Origin of the sequence: Salegentibacter salinarum, from assembly GCF_900168115.1 — a bacterium.
Lineage (GTDB): Bacteria > Bacteroidota > Bacteroidia > Flavobacteriales > Flavobacteriaceae > Salegentibacter > Salegentibacter salinarum.
In genome coordinates, this window is the sequence record NZ_FUZC01000004.1 from 286,765 (window position 1) to 303,836 (window position 17,072).

Annotated in this window: 20 protein-coding genes; 14 read left to right on the plus strand and 6 right to left on the minus strand. The window is 37.2% G+C overall.

Annotation, left to right across the window (positions count from 1 at the left end):
- Positions 1 to 19: 19 nt before the first annotated feature.
- Positions 20 to 1,153 (plus strand): N-acetyl-alpha-D-glucosaminyl L-malate synthase BshA, encoded by a 1,134-nt coding sequence (gene bshA / locus B5X53_RS07200; protein ID WP_079712555.1) that lies wholly within the window; start codon positions 20 to 22, stop codon positions 1,151 to 1,153.
- 53 nt (positions 1,154 to 1,206) lie between these two features.
- Here bshA and B5X53_RS07205 read toward each other — a convergent pair whose 3' ends face one another.
- On the minus strand, positions 1,207 to 1,707 hold the full coding sequence (locus tag B5X53_RS07205; RefSeq protein ID WP_079712556.1) for a hypothetical protein: 501 nt from the start codon (positions 1,705 to 1,707) through the stop codon (positions 1,207 to 1,209).
- Positions 1,708 to 1,846: 139 nt separating this feature from the next.
- On the opposite strand from B5X53_RS07205, the gene B5X53_RS07210 reads away from it, so the two are divergent.
- Positions 1,847 to 4,765 carry an FAD-binding and (Fe-S)-binding domain-containing protein gene (locus B5X53_RS07210; protein ID WP_079712557.1) on the plus strand — a complete coding sequence of 973 codons (2,919 nt, stop codon included), beginning with the start codon at positions 1,847 to 1,849 and terminating at the stop codon, positions 4,763 to 4,765.
- A gap of 1 nt (position 4,766) precedes the next feature.
- Here B5X53_RS07210 and B5X53_RS07215 read toward each other — a convergent pair whose 3' ends face one another.
- Positions 4,767 to 5,753: a GlxA family transcriptional regulator gene (locus tag B5X53_RS07215; protein WP_079712558.1), complete on the minus strand. Its 987-nt coding sequence runs from the start codon at positions 5,751 to 5,753 to the stop codon at positions 4,767 to 4,769.
- A gap of 257 nt (positions 5,754 to 6,010) precedes the next feature.
- Here B5X53_RS07215 and B5X53_RS07220 point away from each other — a divergent pair, with 257 nt between their 5' ends.
- Entirely contained in the window at positions 6,011 to 6,502 is a 492-nt protein-coding gene (locus B5X53_RS07220; RefSeq protein ID WP_079712559.1) for a DinB family protein, read from the plus strand.
- A 249-nt stretch (positions 6,503 to 6,751) separates the two neighbouring features.
- On the opposite strand, the gene B5X53_RS07230 is transcribed toward B5X53_RS07220, so the two are convergent.
- Positions 6,752 to 7,297: a DUF1697 domain-containing protein gene (locus B5X53_RS07230; RefSeq protein WP_079712561.1), complete on the minus strand. Its 546-nt coding sequence runs from the start codon at positions 7,295 to 7,297 to the stop codon at positions 6,752 to 6,754.
- Between the two features lie 18 nt (positions 7,298 to 7,315).
- Positions 7,316 to 8,275 carry a helix-turn-helix transcriptional regulator gene (locus tag B5X53_RS07235; protein WP_079712562.1) on the minus strand — a complete coding sequence of 320 codons (960 nt, stop codon included), beginning with the start codon at positions 8,273 to 8,275 and terminating at the stop codon, positions 7,316 to 7,318.
- Positions 8,276 to 8,485: 210 nt separating this feature from the next.
- Here B5X53_RS07235 and B5X53_RS07240 point away from each other — a divergent pair, with 210 nt between their 5' ends.
- From B5X53_RS07240 to B5X53_RS07280, 9 genes are all read left to right on the plus strand, one after another.
- Positions 8,486 to 8,866: a VOC family protein gene (locus tag B5X53_RS07240; protein WP_079712563.1), complete on the plus strand. Its 381-nt coding sequence runs from the start codon at positions 8,486 to 8,488 to the stop codon at positions 8,864 to 8,866.
- A 44-nt stretch (positions 8,867 to 8,910) separates the two neighbouring features.
- Positions 8,911 to 9,267, plus strand: a complete 357-nt coding sequence (locus B5X53_RS07245; protein ID WP_157822126.1) for a nuclear transport factor 2 family protein — start codon at positions 8,911 to 8,913, stop codon at positions 9,265 to 9,267.
- A 109-nt stretch (positions 9,268 to 9,376) separates the two neighbouring features.
- On the plus strand, positions 9,377 to 10,303 hold the full coding sequence (locus B5X53_RS07250) for a VOC family protein (protein ID WP_079712565.1): 927 nt from the start codon (positions 9,377 to 9,379) through the stop codon (positions 10,301 to 10,303).
- Between the two features lie 62 nt (positions 10,304 to 10,365).
- Positions 10,366 to 10,767, plus strand: a complete 402-nt coding sequence (locus B5X53_RS07255) for a VOC family protein (RefSeq protein ID WP_079712566.1) — start codon at positions 10,366 to 10,368, stop codon at positions 10,765 to 10,767.
- A gap of 70 nt (positions 10,768 to 10,837) precedes the next feature.
- Positions 10,838 to 10,969 carry a hypothetical protein gene (locus tag B5X53_RS19460; RefSeq protein WP_262507272.1) on the plus strand — a complete coding sequence of 44 codons (132 nt, stop codon included), beginning with the start codon at positions 10,838 to 10,840 and terminating at the stop codon, positions 10,967 to 10,969.
- Positions 10,970 to 11,014: 45 nt separating this feature from the next.
- Complete coding sequence (locus tag B5X53_RS19510; RefSeq protein ID WP_317042314.1) at positions 11,015 to 11,701, plus strand: SRPBCC family protein; 687 nt, start codon at positions 11,015 to 11,017, stop codon at positions 11,699 to 11,701.
- A 90-nt stretch (positions 11,702 to 11,791) separates the two neighbouring features.
- The gene (locus B5X53_RS07270; protein ID WP_079712567.1) at positions 11,792 to 12,226 is read left to right on the plus strand and encodes a VOC family protein; all 435 of its coding nucleotides are present in this window, start codon (positions 11,792 to 11,794) and stop codon (positions 12,224 to 12,226) included.
- An 80-nt stretch (positions 12,227 to 12,306) separates the two neighbouring features.
- A complete protein-coding gene (locus tag B5X53_RS07275; protein WP_079712568.1) occupies positions 12,307 to 12,915 on the plus strand; it encodes a DinB family protein in 609 nt (202 codons plus the stop codon).
- Between the two features lie 113 nt (positions 12,916 to 13,028).
- Complete coding sequence (locus B5X53_RS07280; protein WP_079712569.1) at positions 13,029 to 13,247, plus strand: hypothetical protein; 219 nt, start codon at positions 13,029 to 13,031, stop codon at positions 13,245 to 13,247.
- A 3-nt stretch (positions 13,248 to 13,250) separates the two neighbouring features.
- On the opposite strand, the gene B5X53_RS07285 is transcribed toward B5X53_RS07280, so the two are convergent.
- Positions 13,251 to 14,045 (minus strand): UDP-2,3-diacylglucosamine diphosphatase, encoded by a 795-nt coding sequence (locus B5X53_RS07285; RefSeq protein ID WP_079712570.1) that lies wholly within the window; start codon positions 14,043 to 14,045, stop codon positions 13,251 to 13,253.
- Between the two features lie 177 nt (positions 14,046 to 14,222).
- On the opposite strand from B5X53_RS07285, the gene aroC reads away from it, so the two are divergent.
- Positions 14,223 to 15,287: a chorismate synthase gene (aroC, locus tag B5X53_RS07290; protein WP_079712571.1), complete on the plus strand. Its 1,065-nt coding sequence runs from the start codon at positions 14,223 to 14,225 to the stop codon at positions 15,285 to 15,287.
- 28 nt (positions 15,288 to 15,315) lie between these two features.
- Positions 15,316 to 16,662 carry a dicarboxylate/amino acid:cation symporter gene (locus B5X53_RS07295; RefSeq protein ID WP_079712572.1) on the plus strand — a complete coding sequence of 449 codons (1,347 nt, stop codon included), beginning with the start codon at positions 15,316 to 15,318 and terminating at the stop codon, positions 16,660 to 16,662.
- Here B5X53_RS07295 and B5X53_RS07300 read toward each other — a convergent pair.
- Positions 16,659 to 17,072 (minus strand): thiol-disulfide oxidoreductase DCC family protein, encoded by a 414-nt coding sequence (locus tag B5X53_RS07300; RefSeq protein ID WP_079712573.1) that lies wholly within the window; start codon positions 17,070 to 17,072, stop codon positions 16,659 to 16,661. The genes B5X53_RS07295 and B5X53_RS07300 overlap by 4 nt on opposite strands.

The window sequence follows — 17,072 nt, forward strand, 5'->3', positions numbered from 1 at the left end:
GGTGAGTAAATCGAGCTAAATGAAAATAGCCATTGTATGTTATCCTACCTTTGGGGGTAGTGGAGTGGTAGCCACAGAGCTGGGGCTGGCCCTTGCAAAACGTGGTCACGAAATACATTTTGTAACCTACAGTCAACCTGTACGTTTAGATCAACTTTCCAGCAATGTACGTTTTCACGAAGTACACGTACCAGAATATCCACTTTTTCATTATCAGCCCTATGAGCTTGCACTTAGCAGTAAACTGGTAAACGTGGTAAAACAATTTGATATTGAGCTTTTACACGTTCATTATGCAATTCCGCACGCATATGCGGGTTACATGGCGAAAAAAATGCTTGCTGAAGAAGGCATTAACCTTCCTATGGTAACTACACTTCACGGTACCGATATTACTTTGGTAGGAAACCATCCTTTCTATAAACCGGCGGTGACTTTTAGTATTAATAACAGCGATATAGTGACTTCGGTATCTAAAAGTTTAAAAGAAGACACTTTGAAATTCTTCAAAATCAGGAATGAAATTGAAGTAATACCCAATTTTATAGATTGCAGTAAATACGATAATAAAGCCTTTACCGATTGCCAGCGTGAAATGATGGCCGATAATAAAGAAAAGATTATTACTCATATTAGTAATTTCAGAAAAGTGAAGCGCATAGATGACGTGATCAAGATCTTTTATGAAATTCAGAAGGAAATAGATGCGAAATTGATGATGGTTGGGGAAGGCCCCGAAAAAGAAATGGCAGAAGATTTAGTAGACGAACTCAATATTGCCGATAAAGTAATGTTCCTGGGCCAAAGCCACGAAATAGATAAAATTCTTTGTTTTTCTGATCTATTCTTGCTGCCTTCAGAGAAAGAGAGTTTTGGTCTTTCGGCCCTGGAAGCTATGGTTAATGGAGTTGCAATAATATCTACAAATACCGGCGGACTTCCGGAAGTTAACCAAAATGGAATTTCCGGTTATTTAAGTGACGTAGGAGATGTTCAGGCAATGGCGGCGAATGCATTAAAAATTCTGGAAAACGATGAAACCTTGGAGAAATTTAAAAACAACGCCAGAAGTGTTGCCGAAAAATTTGATATAAAAAATGTAATGCCGCTTTATGAAGATATTTATCAAAGAGCTTTACACACTACCTTATAAAAAAAGAGGCTGTTTCTAAACAGCCTCTTCAATTCAATCTTCTCTATTATTCTCTAGAACTGGTATCTTACTCCTAATGCAATATCTGGAGAAAATTCATTCAATACATCATTGTCACTAAAGAATCCAAATTCAGGTCTAAAATCTAAAGAGATCAATAAAGGGATATCAAAGTTATATTCAATACCTATATCACCGGCAAGGAATAAATAAGTACCGTCATCATCAAAACCATCACCTCTTTGGCCATCAACGCCTAAGATACCAGCCCCTGCACCGGCGTACCAGTTAAATCCGCCTTCAATATTCCAAACCCATTGGTAAAGACCGGTTAGTTTAAATGCATCATAATCGCTGTTATCACGCCATCCAAGGTCTAATTCCAAACGATTATTGTTGGTTCCTAAGGCTCTTTGGTAAGAGATTTCAGCTCCCACACCGTCTCCACCACCAAATCTCACTCCAATGGCGTTATCTGAAATGGTCTGAGCTTCAGCCTGATTATAAAACGTAGCGCCGATTACAAAAACGGCAAGTAAAACTAATTTCTTCATAGTTAGGATTTTTAGATTTGCTGGCAAATTTAAATGTTAAAACCGCACAGAAAACTAATGCCAAGCCAATCTATTGTTAATATTGTTTAAAAATCTGTTAAGCGCTTTAGGGGAAATTTTCTATTTTTAACCCATAATTATGAAAGAAAAACTTAACCAACTATCCCAGCAAATTGACGGCCAGTTATATGACGATAAATTATGGCGATCAATCTTTGCAACAGATGCCTCCGTTTATCGCGAAATGCCTTTGGCAGTCTGTTATCCAAAAAGTGAAAAAGATTTAAAGAAGCTTATTAAATTTGCAAAAACAAATAAAACTTCTTTAATTCCAAGAACGGCAGGAACCTCGCTCGCCGGCCAGTGTGTAGGAGATGGCATCGTGGTAGATGTATCAAAGCATTTTACAAAAATCATAAAAATAGATCAGGAAGCGAAAACCGTGACCTTGCAACCCGGTGTGATCCGTGACGACCTTAACCGGGTTTTAAATGAATCCGGTTTATTTTTTGGTCCAAATACTTCAACTTCCAATCGTTGTATGATTGGCGGAATGGTGGGGAATAATTCCAGCGGAACTACTTCTATTAAATACGGCACAACCCGCGAAAAACTGGTTTCTTTAAAAACAATTCTTAGCGATGGGAGTGAGGCTGAGTTTAAAGATATTACCGCAGAAGAATTTCAGGAAAAATTAAAACTCCAAAACCTGGAAGGGGAAATTTATCGAAATATCAATAAACACCTATCTTCTGAAGAAAATAAAGAAGAGCTGATTGAAAAATATCCGCCTAAAAGTTTACACCGAAGAAATACCGGTTATGCGATAGATGAATTGCTCTATGCTGAAGTTTTTTCTGAAGATTCTACCGAGCCCTTAAACCTTTGCAAGTTGTTGTGTGGAAGTGAAGGTACATTGGCATTTACCACCGAGATTACCCTGAAGTTGGACGATTTGCAGCCGCCTGAAGCGGCGATGATCGCAGCGCATTTTGATAGTATTGAAAGCTGTATGCAAGCCGTGGTGCCGGTGATGAAACATTCGCTCTACACCTGCGAAATGATGGATAAAACCATCCTGGATTGCACTAAACAAAACCTGAAATACAAAGAAAACCGATTTTTTATTGAAGGCGATCCCAAGGCGATTTTAATGCTGGAAATAAGGGCAAATACCGCTGAAGAAGTCCAGGAACAAAGTCAACGTGTGCTAGAAACACTAAAAGCATCCAATTTAAGTTATGCTTTTCCGGTTTTAATGGGTGATCAAATAGAGCTAGCAATGGAGCTGAGAAAGGCCGGACTCGGACTTTTGGGAAATATTATTGGCGACAAAAAAGCCGTGGCTTGTATAGAAGACACCGCGGTTGCGATTCCATATCTGGCCAATTATATTGCTGAATTTGCCGAAATAATGAAAAATTACGGCCAGGATGCTGTGTATTACGCGCATGCCGGCGCCGGAGAAATTCATTTAAGGCCAATCTTAAATTTAAAGAAATCTGAAGATGTAAAACTTTTTAGAAGTATTACAACTGATGTTGCCAAACTGGTAAAGCAATACAACGGTTCTTTAAGTGGTGAGCACGGGGATGGTAGGGTAAGGGCAGAATTTATTGAAATGATGATTGGTCCTAAAAATTATCAAATTCTCAGGGATATTAAGTACACTTTTGATCCTGATAATATCTTTAATCCAGGCAAAATCACAGATACTGCACCAATGGATACCTCACTGCGATACAAGGCAGATAGAAAGGAACCTGAGATTTCAACTTTAATGGATTTCTCAGAATCTGAAGGAATTCTAAAACTTGCCGAAAAATGTAATGGGAGCGGTGATTGTAGAAAATCGGCGGAAGCCGGTGGTACTATGTGCCCAAGTTATCGCGCCACAAAAGATGAAAAAGATACTACTCGGGCGAGGGCAAATACACTTCGCGAGTTTTTAACCAATTCAGATAAAAGCAACCGATTTGACCACGAAGAAATAAAGGAAGCCTTTGATCTTTGTATAAGTTGTAAAGGTTGTAAAAGTGAATGCCCTTCCAGCGTTGATGTAGCTGCTTTAAAAGCGGAGTTCCAGTATCAATATCAAAAAGAGCACGGAAAAAGTTTAAGGAGCAAAGCTTTTGCCAATAATGGCAAAATGAATAGCCTGGCTTCAAAAACCCCGGGAATTGCGAATTTTTTCTTTAAAAATTCCTTGACTTCCAGTATAGCCAAAAAGATGATGGGTGTTGCACCCGAAAGGAGTTTACCAATTTTGGCAAAACGAACGCTTGCTAATTACTATAAAAAGAATAAAAAGCGTTTTCAACTTGAGAATCCTATTAAAACCGTTTACTTTTTTAATGATGAATTCACCAATTTTCTGGATTCAGAAATAGGAATTGATGCGCTAGAGTTATTGCATTATCTCAATTACCGAATAGAATTTGTAAAACACGAAGAAAGCGGTAGAAGCCATATTTCAAAAGGTTTTCTGGAAGAAGCAAAGGTTTTTGCTAATAAAAACATCAATACTTTTAAAGATTTAATTTCTGACGAAACCCCTTTAATCGGCTTGGAACCATCGGCTATTTTAACTTTCAGAGATGAATATTTACGCTTAGCCAATGATAAAACAGATGCTGAAAACCTGGCAAAGAATTCATTCATAATAGAAGAATTTCTGAAAAAGGAAATCGCCCTTGGTAATATAAGCCCGGAACAATTTACTTCAGAAGAAAAGAACATTAAAATTCACGGGCATTGTCATCAGAAAGCACTTTCAAATACTGCGGTGACTTTTGATGTACTCAATCTTCCGAAGAATTTTAAAGTAAGTATAATTCCCTCTGGTTGCTGTGGGATGGCCGGCTCTTTTGGTTATGAAAAAGAACATTATGAAGTAAGTATGAATATCGGCGAGCAAACTTTGTTCCCTGCAGTTAGAAAAGCAACAGAGGAAACGCTTATTTCTGCAAATGGTACAAGTTGTCGCCACCAGATTTTGGATGGCACAAAACGCAACGCACTGCATCCGGTGAGCATTTTAAGGGAAGCCTTAGTGTAATTTAAGTGCTCGCCCTGGCGCGATTGTATTTATTTCGATATTGAACCGGGGAAATCCCGGTTATTTTTTTGAAAGTATTTCGAAAGGCTTTTTCATCAGAATAACCGACTTCAAACATTACTTCACCCACATTTTCGCGGGAAGTTTCCAGGCTGCGCTTGGCGGCTTCCACTTTTACGCGTTGCGTGTATTGGCTTATCGTATTATCGGTTGCTTTTTTAAATCGGCGTTCCAGGCTGCGGCGGCTTAGGGCGAATTTCCTGGCCAAATCGTCTACATTAATTTTTTGGGGAAAATGGGCTTCAATATATTCCTGAACTTTTTTCACGGTTGAATCTTCATGACTTTTCTGACCTTCAAAAATCCGAAAGGCCGATTGTTCAGCTTTATCCATATCTATCATAAAAGCTTTAGAAGTGAGAATAGCCATTTCCCTTCCCGCATATTTTTCGACTAAATATAAAAGTAAATTAAGGTAAGAATAGGCTCCTCCACTGGTATAAATACCCGAATCTTCAGTAAGAATTTTATCGGCTACCAGGTGGGCTTCAGGATAGCGTGATTTAAAGTTTTCAGCGTGAATCCAGTGGGTTGAGCATTGTTTCCCGTCTAAAAGTCCGGTTTCTGCCAGGAAAAACGCAGCCACGCATAAACTGGCAATTTCAGTTCCTTTTTCATAGTGTTTCTTCAACCACGGTATAAAATCCTTATTTCTTTCCAAAGCAACTTCCGGTTCATCGTGAATGGCGGGAATAATTATAAGATCGGTTTTAGCAATCTCATCAATCATTTTTTCGGGTTTAACCGAAAAAAGTCCGTTGGTTTGCTCAGTAGGATTAGACACACCTACCAGTTCAACTTCAAACAAGGGTTTCTTACCTCGCTGTTCTAAAAATCCGTTCACCTGATTGAAAATCTGGTGTGCTCCAACGATATTCACCAAACTCGTATGGCCCCGGGGAATTAGTATGGAAATATGCTTTTTCATCTGAAATTTTTTTCAATTGAAATTCAGGAGCTTAAAGTTACTATAAAATCTAAAAAATTTGTTTTAAGGATTAAACAAATATTAAAACCCTGCTGACAAACCCTTGTCACATTGCCTCTTTAATTTTGACAAGTAATTAAAAAACAGGCGTATGAATTTTTTAGAACACACCGGATGTATAGGAAATACGGTAATAGAATGGCTTTAGCCTAGAATATCAAAATGAAGAAATTAATTAATCTTTTAAAACTATAATTATGGAAACAACAAATGTAAAAAAAGAAGTGCAGGTAATTAATGCTGAAGAATTACTGACGCATTTAAAAGGCCATCGTAAGTTAACCAGAAGGACTATTGAAATTTTTCCGGAGGAGCAACTTTTCACTTATTCTATTGGTGGCATGCGCAGTTTTGCTGAATTAATTCAGGAACTTCTGGGAATTGCCGCACCGGGAATTAAGGAAATTGCTACCGGAAACCCGGCCGAGTTACAAGAGAATTTTGATCATCAAAATAAAAAAGCCAATCTACTTGAAGCCTGGGATAAAGCTACGGTGGAAATTGAAAAATACTGGCTACAAATTGAACAGGAGCGTTTTCAGGAAACCATAAAATCTTTCGGCCAATATGAAGGGAAAGTTTGGGAGAACATCTTCTATTTTATCGACAATGAAATACATCATCGCGCGCAGGCTTTTGTGTATTTGCGTGCTTTAGGAATTGATCCTCCTTTCTTTTGGGATAGGTAATGGATGTATTGGTTTTTAAAACCTCGGTTAAAAATGAACTGCAAGCTAGCCAGTTACAACCGAAGTTAGATAAATTGATCCAGCAAGGAGAATGCTGGAATTTTGACCTGGAAGATTGTGATCGTATTTTGCGTTTTGAAGCGAATCAAATACGGGCAGAAAAAATTCTAAAAACACTACACCAAAGCGGTTTTGAATGCGAAGAGTTGTTATAACAATCGGCAGGAGCTAAAAGTTCCTGCCGATTTTTTACAATAGTTTTCCAATTTTTAAAACGGTATTCCAGTTGCGTGTGGTAAGGTCTTTCCCAAATGTATTTTCCAATAATTTCATAGCCTCGATGGTTCTCTTTTCAGAAACATTTAAAACGCTTATAATTTCTACTCCTGTAAAATTTAAAATTTGGAACGATTTATCTTCCGAACTCCACGGCGTTTTAATAGGAGAATTTTCTATTCTGTTTTTTAGAAAAGTAATATATAATCGAAGATCTTTATGTACTTCAATCTTTTTAAAAGGATTGCTTTTTAAAAGTTCTTGAAAATCTGTTGACGTGCGTATAAGAACAGGCACCGGAAATCCAAAAGTTTTTTCTAAAGCTACACTCATTTTTTCCTCTAATTTTTTTTCAGTAGTTGCAGGTGCAGAAAAAACTACATTTCCGGAATTAAGCAAGGTTTTTACGTTTTCAAGACCGAAACTCGTCATCATTTTTTTAAGGTCTGCCATCGGCACTTTTTTATGCCCTCCAACATTTATTCCGCGTAGGAAGGCTATGTATTTTTTATTTTCCATTTTAACTTCACTTAATTTCTATTCAATTCCTTTTTCTGTATTCTTTAAAATTTCTTTTACCCGGATTTTTAAACCTTCGGGTTCCAAAATTTTTGCATAGTCGCCAAACATTAAATACCAACGCGGAAATCCATCTTCCAGATCTCGTGACATAAAAGTCATTTCTACCTGATTACCGCAAATTTTTTCAGAAATAAACCCATAATAGTTTCTCTCTGATTTTATATATTTCACAACTTCTTTGGCTACTAAAATCCGAATTTTAGTATTGTGAGTGGATGTATGATTTTTTAAGAAATGATCTAAGGGCGGATGTTCCTGCTGAAAAAGAGTTTCAGTACGAGTAATCTTCTGAATTCTATCGGTGCGAAATAGGCGGTAATCTTTTCGTAAATGACAAAAACCCGTAACATACCAATGGCGGTTTTCATGAAAAATTCCAACGGGCTCAATTTTTCGTTCTGTTGGGATTTCAGAATCCTGCGAATGATAAAGGAGAAAAACCTGGTGTTTTTCTGCAATACTCTCAAATAAAATCTCTAAAGCATCAGGTACATTTTCGTTAAAAAGTTCTTCGGAAGGATTAATAAATACCTTGGACTCTATAGCCGAAACCATATCTTTTTCTGAACCGCGCAACACCGATTTCAATTTAAACATCGCAGATTCATAATGACTACCAAGTGTTTTATCGGTGAACTTTTGCATCAACTTTTCGGCAGCTACAAAACTTTGCGCTTCTTTTGACGTGAACATTACCGGTGGCAATCGGTAGCCGTCCACAATAGAATACCCTACACCGGCCTCACTGTAAATAGGTACACCTGAAGCTTCCAGGGTTCGAATATCGCGATAGATGGTGCGTAAACTAACCTCAAAACGATCTGCCAACTCCTGGGCTTTTACAATGCGCTTAGATTGCAGCTGAATAAGAATTGCCACAATACGGTCAAATCGCTTAAGGGTATCAAAACTCATATGGCTAAGATAATAATTTAGCTATTTGATCTGGTCCTCAATTATAGGGAGGTTGGTAGCCATTATTCTCATTCAAATAGTTTACAAAGAAAAAATACAATTCAAGATTATTAAATTTTGTCGCAAACTCCCCCAAAAATTGGCGTATTTCCCCCAGATGTTTTTACTAGAAACCCTTTAATTTTATGATAACCAATAAATTAATGTAAAATGTTTAAATATTCATCAGTTTTTAGTGGCTTTTCGGTAAACGATTTAGATAAGGCAGAGGAGTTTTATAGAGAGATCCTAGAATTTTCGGTGAAGAATAATCCTATGGGACATATTGAATTAGAAATCCCTGATCATAATAATATTATTATCTATCCAAAACCAGATCACCAACCGGCTGTTTTCACCGTATTAAATATTCCGGTAGAAAATATTGATAAAACTGTAGATCAACTGGTTAAAAAAGGAGTTCAGTTTGAACAATATGAAGGAGAAATAGCTACCGACGAAAAGGGAATATGCAGAAGCGATGCAAAAGGACCAATTATAGCCTGGTTTAAAGACCCGGCTGGAAATATTCTTTCGATTTTAGAGGAATAAATTAACTCACAAACCTCACAGGTTTTATCACTAAAAAGAAGATTTTGACAGAAAAAGAAAATTTTATCAAAGAGCTAAATGAAGCATTTGCAGAAGGAGATGTTCCATTTATTCTAGATTGTATGGCTGACGATATTGTTTGGGAAATGATTGGTGGAAACACTAGTCGCGGTAAAGCAGAAATTGAAAAGGAAATGGCTGCAATGAAAGATGTAGAAATGCTGGAGATGAAGTTAGACAAAGTGATTACTCACGGAAAATCTGCTGCATCAAATGGTACTTTCAGGTTGAAGAAAAATGGTAAAGAAAAGGCATACGGGTTTTGCGACCTCTATGAATTTAACGGATTTAAAAAAGCGAAAGTGAGGAAAATGACTTCGTATGTAATTCCGATGAAGTAGAAAGTAGTTTAAGGATCTTCCCGAACCTGTGTCAGATCTGTTCTACTGAAGCAAGCTATCAGATTCTAAAACAGGTTCAGAATGACTTTTAATTTTAAAGAGTATTAAGATGAAAACACAAAAAATTACACCTCATCTATGGTTCGATAATAAAAAAAATTCGGCAGAGGAAGTGGTAGATTTCTATAAATCGGCTTTCAGAAATGTTGAAATAAAAAATATTTCCCGCTATGGGAAAGCCGGGCAGGAAATTCATAAACAAAAGCCAGGTAGCGTGATGACTGTAGAATTTTCTATTGAAAATTATGAATTTGTTGGCTTAAATGGCGGTGATTATTTCCAATTAAATCCTTCAGTCTCATTTTTCGTGCTTTGTCATACTAAAAAAGAGATTGAAGATTTATGGGCTAAATTGAAGGAAAATGGAGAGGTACTAATGCCTTTAGATAACTATGAATGGAGCCCAAAATATGGCTGGGTTCAGGATAAATTTGGAGTTAACTGGCAATTAATGCTGGAAGAATCTCAAAGCACAAAAGAAAAAATTGTGCCTTTGTTCTTTTTTACCGGTAGAAGCCATGGACAGGCGGAAGATGCCATAAAATTTTATAATTCGGTATTTAAAAATTCGCAGATTGAAGGCATTTTAAAATATACCCAAGGAGATAAAAATGAGTACGCATTAGGAATGGTTAAACACGCACAGTTTCAGCTGGAAGAGCAAACTTTTATGGCAATGGATAGCGGGATAAAAAACGATTTTCCGTTTAGTGAAGCGATTTCATTTATCATTGATTGCCAAACCCAGGAAGAAATAGACTATTACTGGCTGAAGCTTTCTACCGTGCCTGAAGCAGAGCAATGCGGATGGTTAAAAGATAAGTTTGGCATGTCCTGGCAGGTGGTACCATCAACATTACTCAATAAAATGCTGCAGGATCCAGATAATGAAAAAAGAGAACGCGCCATCGCTTCCTTTATGCAAATGAAGAAATTCGATATTCAGCAATTGAAGAAGGATTTTGAAGGGAAGTAAACTACCTAGAGCATTTAACTCTCAATTATTGAGTAATATACTATAACTTAAATCGAAAGCTTATGAATACAAAGCAAATATGGTCAAATTTATCGGTAAAGGATTTAGAGCGAACAACAAGTTTTTATACCAGCTTAGGTTTTAAATCCAATAATTCCCGCCCCTCAACAGAGCTTACAAGTTTCATTGTGGGAGTTAATAGTTTTGTAATTCACTTTTTTATAGAAAGCAAGCTTAAAACCGCATTAAAAGGTGAATTAGCTAATTTAAAGAAGGGAAATGAAGTTTTATTCACCCTTGCCGCTTCCAGCCCTGAGGAAGTAAACCAGTGGAAAATAGAGGTTGAAAATGCAGGGGGTACAATTGTTTCCAAACCTCAAGAATTTGGAGATGGATATTATGGTTTCGTATTTTCAGATCCAGACGGTCATAAGTTCAATGTATTTTACATGGAAGGTTTTTAAACATAAAATCTTGAAAAGATTGCTTTACTTAATTAATGATTAATCTGATTCATAATCAAAAAAAATAGTTATGGAACGAAAAGAATTTATAAGCACAATTAATGCTTCTCGAGAAAAAGTGTGGGAGGTATTATGGAGCGATGATACCTACCCAAAATGGACCGCGCCGTTTAGCGAAGGTTCCCGTGCAGAATCTGACTGAAAGGAAGGCAGTAAAGTATATTTCTTAAATGCCGATGGAGAAGGTATGGTTGCATTAATCGATAAACGTAAAGATCCCGAAATTATGAATTTTAAACATATTGGGATGGTTGATAAATACGGCAACGAAGATTATGAAAGTGAAAAAGTAAAATCCTGGGCCGGGGTGATGGAAAATTACCGGTTGGAAGATAAAAACGGAAAGACCAATCTCACGGTAAATATGGATTTAGAAGATGAATACAAAGATTATTTTTTAAAAACCTGGCCAAATGCATTGGAGAAATTAAAAGAAATAGCTGAAAACGATAGCCAGATGCAAAACCCGATAACAATTTCTGCAAAAGTTAATGCACCAATTGAAAAAGTTTGGGAGGTATGGAACGCGCCGGAGCATATTGAGAACTGGAATACGGCTTCAGAGGACTGGCATACAACTTCAGCTAAAAATGATTTAAAGAAAGGCGGAAAATTATCTTACCGTATGGAATCTAAAGACGGTAGTAGGGGCTTCGATTTTGAAGGTGTTTATGATGAAGTAAAACCTAATAAATCTTTTAGCTATAAACTTACTGACGGGAGGAAAGTCAGTGCTAATTTTAAAGAAAAGGACAACACAACTCTTATAGAAGAAAACTTTGAGGCCGAACAGCAAAACAGCCGAGAATTACAGCAGCAAGGTTGGCAGGCGATTTTGAATAATTTCAAAAAGTATGTGGAAAATTTAAAATGAAATTAGCTGAATTAAAAATCTTCCCTGACCTTGTTTCAGGGACTCACTTGAATCATTATAAAAAACTATAATCAATTAAATTCAAAAACAATGGCAACACTAAATCCCTATTTAAATTTTAATGGCAATACTGAAGAAGCTTTTAACTTCTACAAATCGGTGTTTAAAAGTGATTTTTCTCATATAATGCGTTTTACAGATATGCCTCCGGAAGAAGAAGGTGCTGATAAAATTCCGAAGGAATATGAAAATCAAATTCTGCATGTATCCCTGCCCATTGGTGACAGCGTTTTAATGGGATCAGATTGTATTGAAGCCTTTGGCCAGAAAGCTGTTTTTGGTAGCAGTAATTATATTTCGGTAACTCCCACAAGCGAAGAAGAAACCCGCCGACTTTTCATAGAACTTTCTGCAGATGGCGAGGTTGAAATGCCCCTGGAAGAAATGTTCTGGGGTGATCTCTTCGCGAGTTTTTCAGATAAATTCGGGATAAAATGGATGCTGAATTATCCAATAGAAAAATAAATCATAAATCTTCAATCTCGCAAACTTTGCAGGTTTTTCAGAAGAACTTAACCACTAACTAACAATTAACAAATTCAATTATGAAAAATTTAATTTTAGGCATTGCCTTGTTTTTAATAGCAAGTTTGCCGCTTACAGCTCAGCAGAATACAAATAACAAAGAATTTCTTTTCAATTATTTTGAAGAAACCACTGAGCAGCTGGAAGACGAAATCTCAGGACTTTCAGAAGAACAAATGCATTTTAAACCTTCTGAAGAAGAATGGTCTATTAGCCAATGTATAGAACACATTATTCTAACTGAAATAATGCTGTATGAAATGGCTAAAACCGAACTGGATAAACCCGAAAATCCGGAAAGAAAAGGGGATGTTAAATTTAAAGACGAAGATTTAATAGAAGGAATAAAAGACAGAAGTAAAAAAGCCCAGGCCAGTGATGAATTAACCGGCGAAGGACAATACAATAGTCCTGAAATAGCTATTGCAGATTTTAAGGAACAACGGCAATTAATCCTGGATTTTATAGAGACAACCCCAGTAGAAACTTTTAGAAATCATATTAGTGATTCCCCTTTTGGTGCCGTAGACACCTATCAATCTATATTATTTATCGCCGGCCACACCGCCAGACATACGCTGCAGATCGAAGAGATAAAAGCTTCAGAAGGATTCCCGGATAGACCCTGAATTATTTATTAATTATAAATTAACCTTAGACCCTGTAACTTATTAAGGAGATTGCTACTAACTGGAAACTTAAAATAAGTTTAACCGGAAACCCTTAACCGAAAATTGAAAAAATGGTTAGAGTATTTAAAACCAATATTACAGATACAAACCTGGCAGATGAATTTATTGATTCAATTCATTTAAATTTCAGCAATTATATAGCAAATTTTGATCTTGAGGATTGCGATAATATCTTAAGAATTGAATCTTTTAACAACGAAATTTGCCGGGATTCTATTATTAATTTACTTGCTGAAAAAGGTTTTTATGCTGAAGAATTGCCGGACTAATCTCTATTTTATCACTGTAATTGCTGCAAGAAGACTTTTTTCAGATTGTTTTTGAAGCTGATGGTAATAAGTAAGATTCCACTTTTTATCTTCATATTCCAGGACGCTAAGGTTTTCTACCCAATCGCCCGAATTTAAATAAAGGCAGGTACCTTTTTTATTGGTCTTCCTTATTATTTTGGGTTGGTGAATGTGGCCGCATACCACATATTTATAGCCATTTTCTATTGCAAGATCTGAAACGGTTTTTTCAAATCCTGCAATGAATTTTCCGGCATTTTTTACGCTGTTCTTTATCTTTTTTGAAAGGGAATACTTGTTTTTGCCCATTTTCACTAAGATCCGGTTAAGTAAGCGGTTGATGAGAATCAACAAATCATAACCCCAACCTCCAAGTTTAGCGATCCATTTTGCTTTATGAATTCCAACATCAAATACATCACCGTGAAAAAACCAGGCTTTTTTGCCATCCAGTTCCAAAACCAGCTTATCGGTAATTCGCAAATCGCCAATTTGAGTATCGCTAAACTTTCGTAAGAATTCATCGTGGTTCCCGGTAATATAAATAACCTCGGTACCCTTAGCACTAAGATCGATGATCTTTTTAATAACTTCCAGGTGAGATTTGGGAAAATAACTTTTCCTAAACTGCCAGATATCAATAAAATCTCCGTTCAGCACCAGTTTTTTAGGCTGAATACTCTCCAAATATTCCATAAGTTCAGTGGCGTGGGCACCAAAAGTACCAAGGTGGACATCTGAAATTACAACTATTTCCGGCTTTCTTTTACTTGACAAGTGCTTGATTTTCTTTTCTTTACAAAGAACATAAATCAAATAATTTTAAACATTTAATCTGCTTTATTGAATATTTACCAAATCATTAAATCCACTTTCATTTGTTAACGGAATATTAAATCAACTTACATTTTCAAATATTGACTGAAAAAATTACATTTGTTCAAAATCACTAAAATGGCAGGAAATTCCTTCGGAAAACTTTTTAAACTCACCACTTTTGGAGAATCCCACGGGCAGGCCATTGGAGGAATTATAGACGGTTGCCCGGCCGGTATTCAACTTAACCTTGAAGAGATTCAAAACGAACTCAATCGCAGAAAACCCGGTCAGTCTGCAATTGTAACCCAAAGAAAAGAACCCGATACCGTTGAATTTTATTCCGGAATTTTTGAAGGAGAAACTACGGGAACTCCGATTGGATTTGTGATTAAAAATGCCAACCAGAAATCTAAAGATTATTCGCATATAAAAGACACGTATCGTCCCAGTCACGCCGATTATACTTATGATGAAAAGTATGGCGTACGCGATTACAGGGGCGGCGGAAGATCTTCTGCGCGGGAAACTGCCTGTAGGGTAGTGGCCGGGGCGGTGGCGAAGCAATTTTTAAAGGATATTCAGTTTAATGCCTATACGGCTTCAGTTGGAAAAATAGAGCTGGATAAAAATATCAAAGAACTGGACTTCAGTTTAATTGAAACTAATGCAGTACGTTGTCCAGATCCTGCTTCCGCAGAAAAAATGGAAGATTACATTAAGCAAATTAGAAAAGAAGGGGACACCGTTGGTGGAACCGTGCAATGTGTGATCAGAAATATGCCGAAAGGATTGGGAGAACCTGTTTTCGATAAACTTCACGCCGAATTAGGAAAAGCTATGCTTTCAATTAATGCCGTAAAAGGTTTTGAATATGGCAGCGGCTTTGAAGGCACCAAAATGAAAGGTAGCGAACACAACGACCTTTTTAATGAAGACGGCTCTACTAAAACTAATTTAAGCGGTGGTATCCAGGGCGGAATTTCTAACGGAATGGATATTTATTTTAATGTAGCTTTTAAACCTGTGGCTACAATTATGCAAAAACAGGAAACTATAAATAAAAAGGGCGAAAATGTTGAAATGCAGGGTAAAGGAAGACACGACCCCTGTGTGGTACCGCGCGCTGTGCCTATTGTTGAAGCAATGGCCGCATTAGTAATCGCCGATTATTTTCTTCAGAATAAAAGTTCAAAAATTTAATTTATTTAAATCCTGAAATTTACTTAGCATGAAAAAACTTGCACTGCACTGGCAGATTTTACTTGGAATGGCTGCCGGGGTGATTTTTGCCCTTATTCTTACCAATTTTAGCTGGGGAGCAGAGTTTATTGGCGATTGGATAAAACCTTTTGGGAATATTTTTATCAATGCCCTGAAGCTTATTGCAGTGCCGCTAATTCTGGCGTCTTTGGTAAAGGGAATTTCAGATCTTAAAGATATTTCCAAGCTTTCAAAAATGGGAGCGCGCACCATCGGGATCTATATTTTCACCACCATTGTTGCGGTAACCATTGGTCTTGGAATGGTTAACCTCATTAAACCGGGAAATGCAATTACCGAAGAAACCCAGCAAGATCTTATTACGAGTTACGAAGGTGATGCCTCCGGGATTAAAGCCAATGCCGATAAGCAAAGGGAATCAGGGCCATTACAAGCTTTAGAAGATATTGTACCTGAAAATATTTTTGCAGCAGCGGGTGATAATGCCAATATGCTTCAGGTAATTTTCTTTGCTATTTTCTTCGGAATTGGTTTGATTTTAATTCCCGAAAAAGCCGCTAAACCGGTTAAAGATTTCTTTGACGGATTTAACGAGGTAATCCTGAAAATGATCGATTTAATTATGCTTGCAGCGCCGTATGGGGTATTTGCACTTTTAGCAGCCCTAGTCGTAGAATCTCCCAGTACCGATCTTTTTGCAGCCCTCGCCATGTACGGGGTAACCGTTTTAATTGGTTTAGCCTTAATGATTGGATTTTATATTCTTTTAGTATGGATTACTACTAAAAACAAACCTTCTTTCTTTGTAAATGGAATTGCACCCGCGCAATTATTAGCATTTTCAACCAGTTCCAGTGCCGCTACTTTACCGGTTACCATGGAAAGGGTAGAGGAGCATATGGGCGTAAGTCGTGAAGTTTCCAGTTTTGTCCTTCCAATTGGAGCTACAATAAATATGGACGGAACAAGCCTTTATCAGGCAGTTGCAGCCGTTTTTATCGCCCAGGCCTTTGGAATGGATCTTAGTGTTGGAGCACAATTAGGGATTATCGCCACGGCGACTTTAGCTTCTATAGGTTCAGCTGCTGTTCCCGGAGCGGGAATGGTAATGCTGGTAATTGTATTAGCTCAGGCAGGTATTCCGGAAGCAGGATTAGCGCTAATTTTTGCGGTAGACAGGCCTTTAGATATGTGCCGGACTATGGTAAATGTCACAGGAGATGCTGCAGTTTCTTTAATGGTGGCTAAATCGGTTGATAAAATGGGGCCGCCAAATGTAAAGGAATGGGATGATCATTATGACCCCGATTCTGATAATACTGAATCTGAATTGGAGAAAAGAGAAAAAGCTTAATCTAAAAACTTAGATTTTAATTCTGGTGTTGGGATCATACAGGATTCTTTTTTCCCATACCATTTATAGCGATTATTGGCAACGAAATTATATATGCCATCTCGTAAACCTTCTGGAATAAAGTTGAAATGTTTAAGTAACGAATAACCACCGGAAAGCTCGCGGGAAATTTCCAGGGCTGCAGTAGATTTTCGGTAATAAGCAACGCCGGGATCAATTAACACAATAGAATCCAGTTCGTTAGGATCCATACCGCGTTCTTCTACCAGTTTTTTACCTATTTCACTTTGTAGTGATGCAAAACGAAACACATCTTTTTTGTCGTGCTCTATTATAAAAGTCACAGCGTTATTGCATAGGTTACAAACGCCATCAAAAAGGACGATTTTGTTATCTTTTGGAAGTTCCAT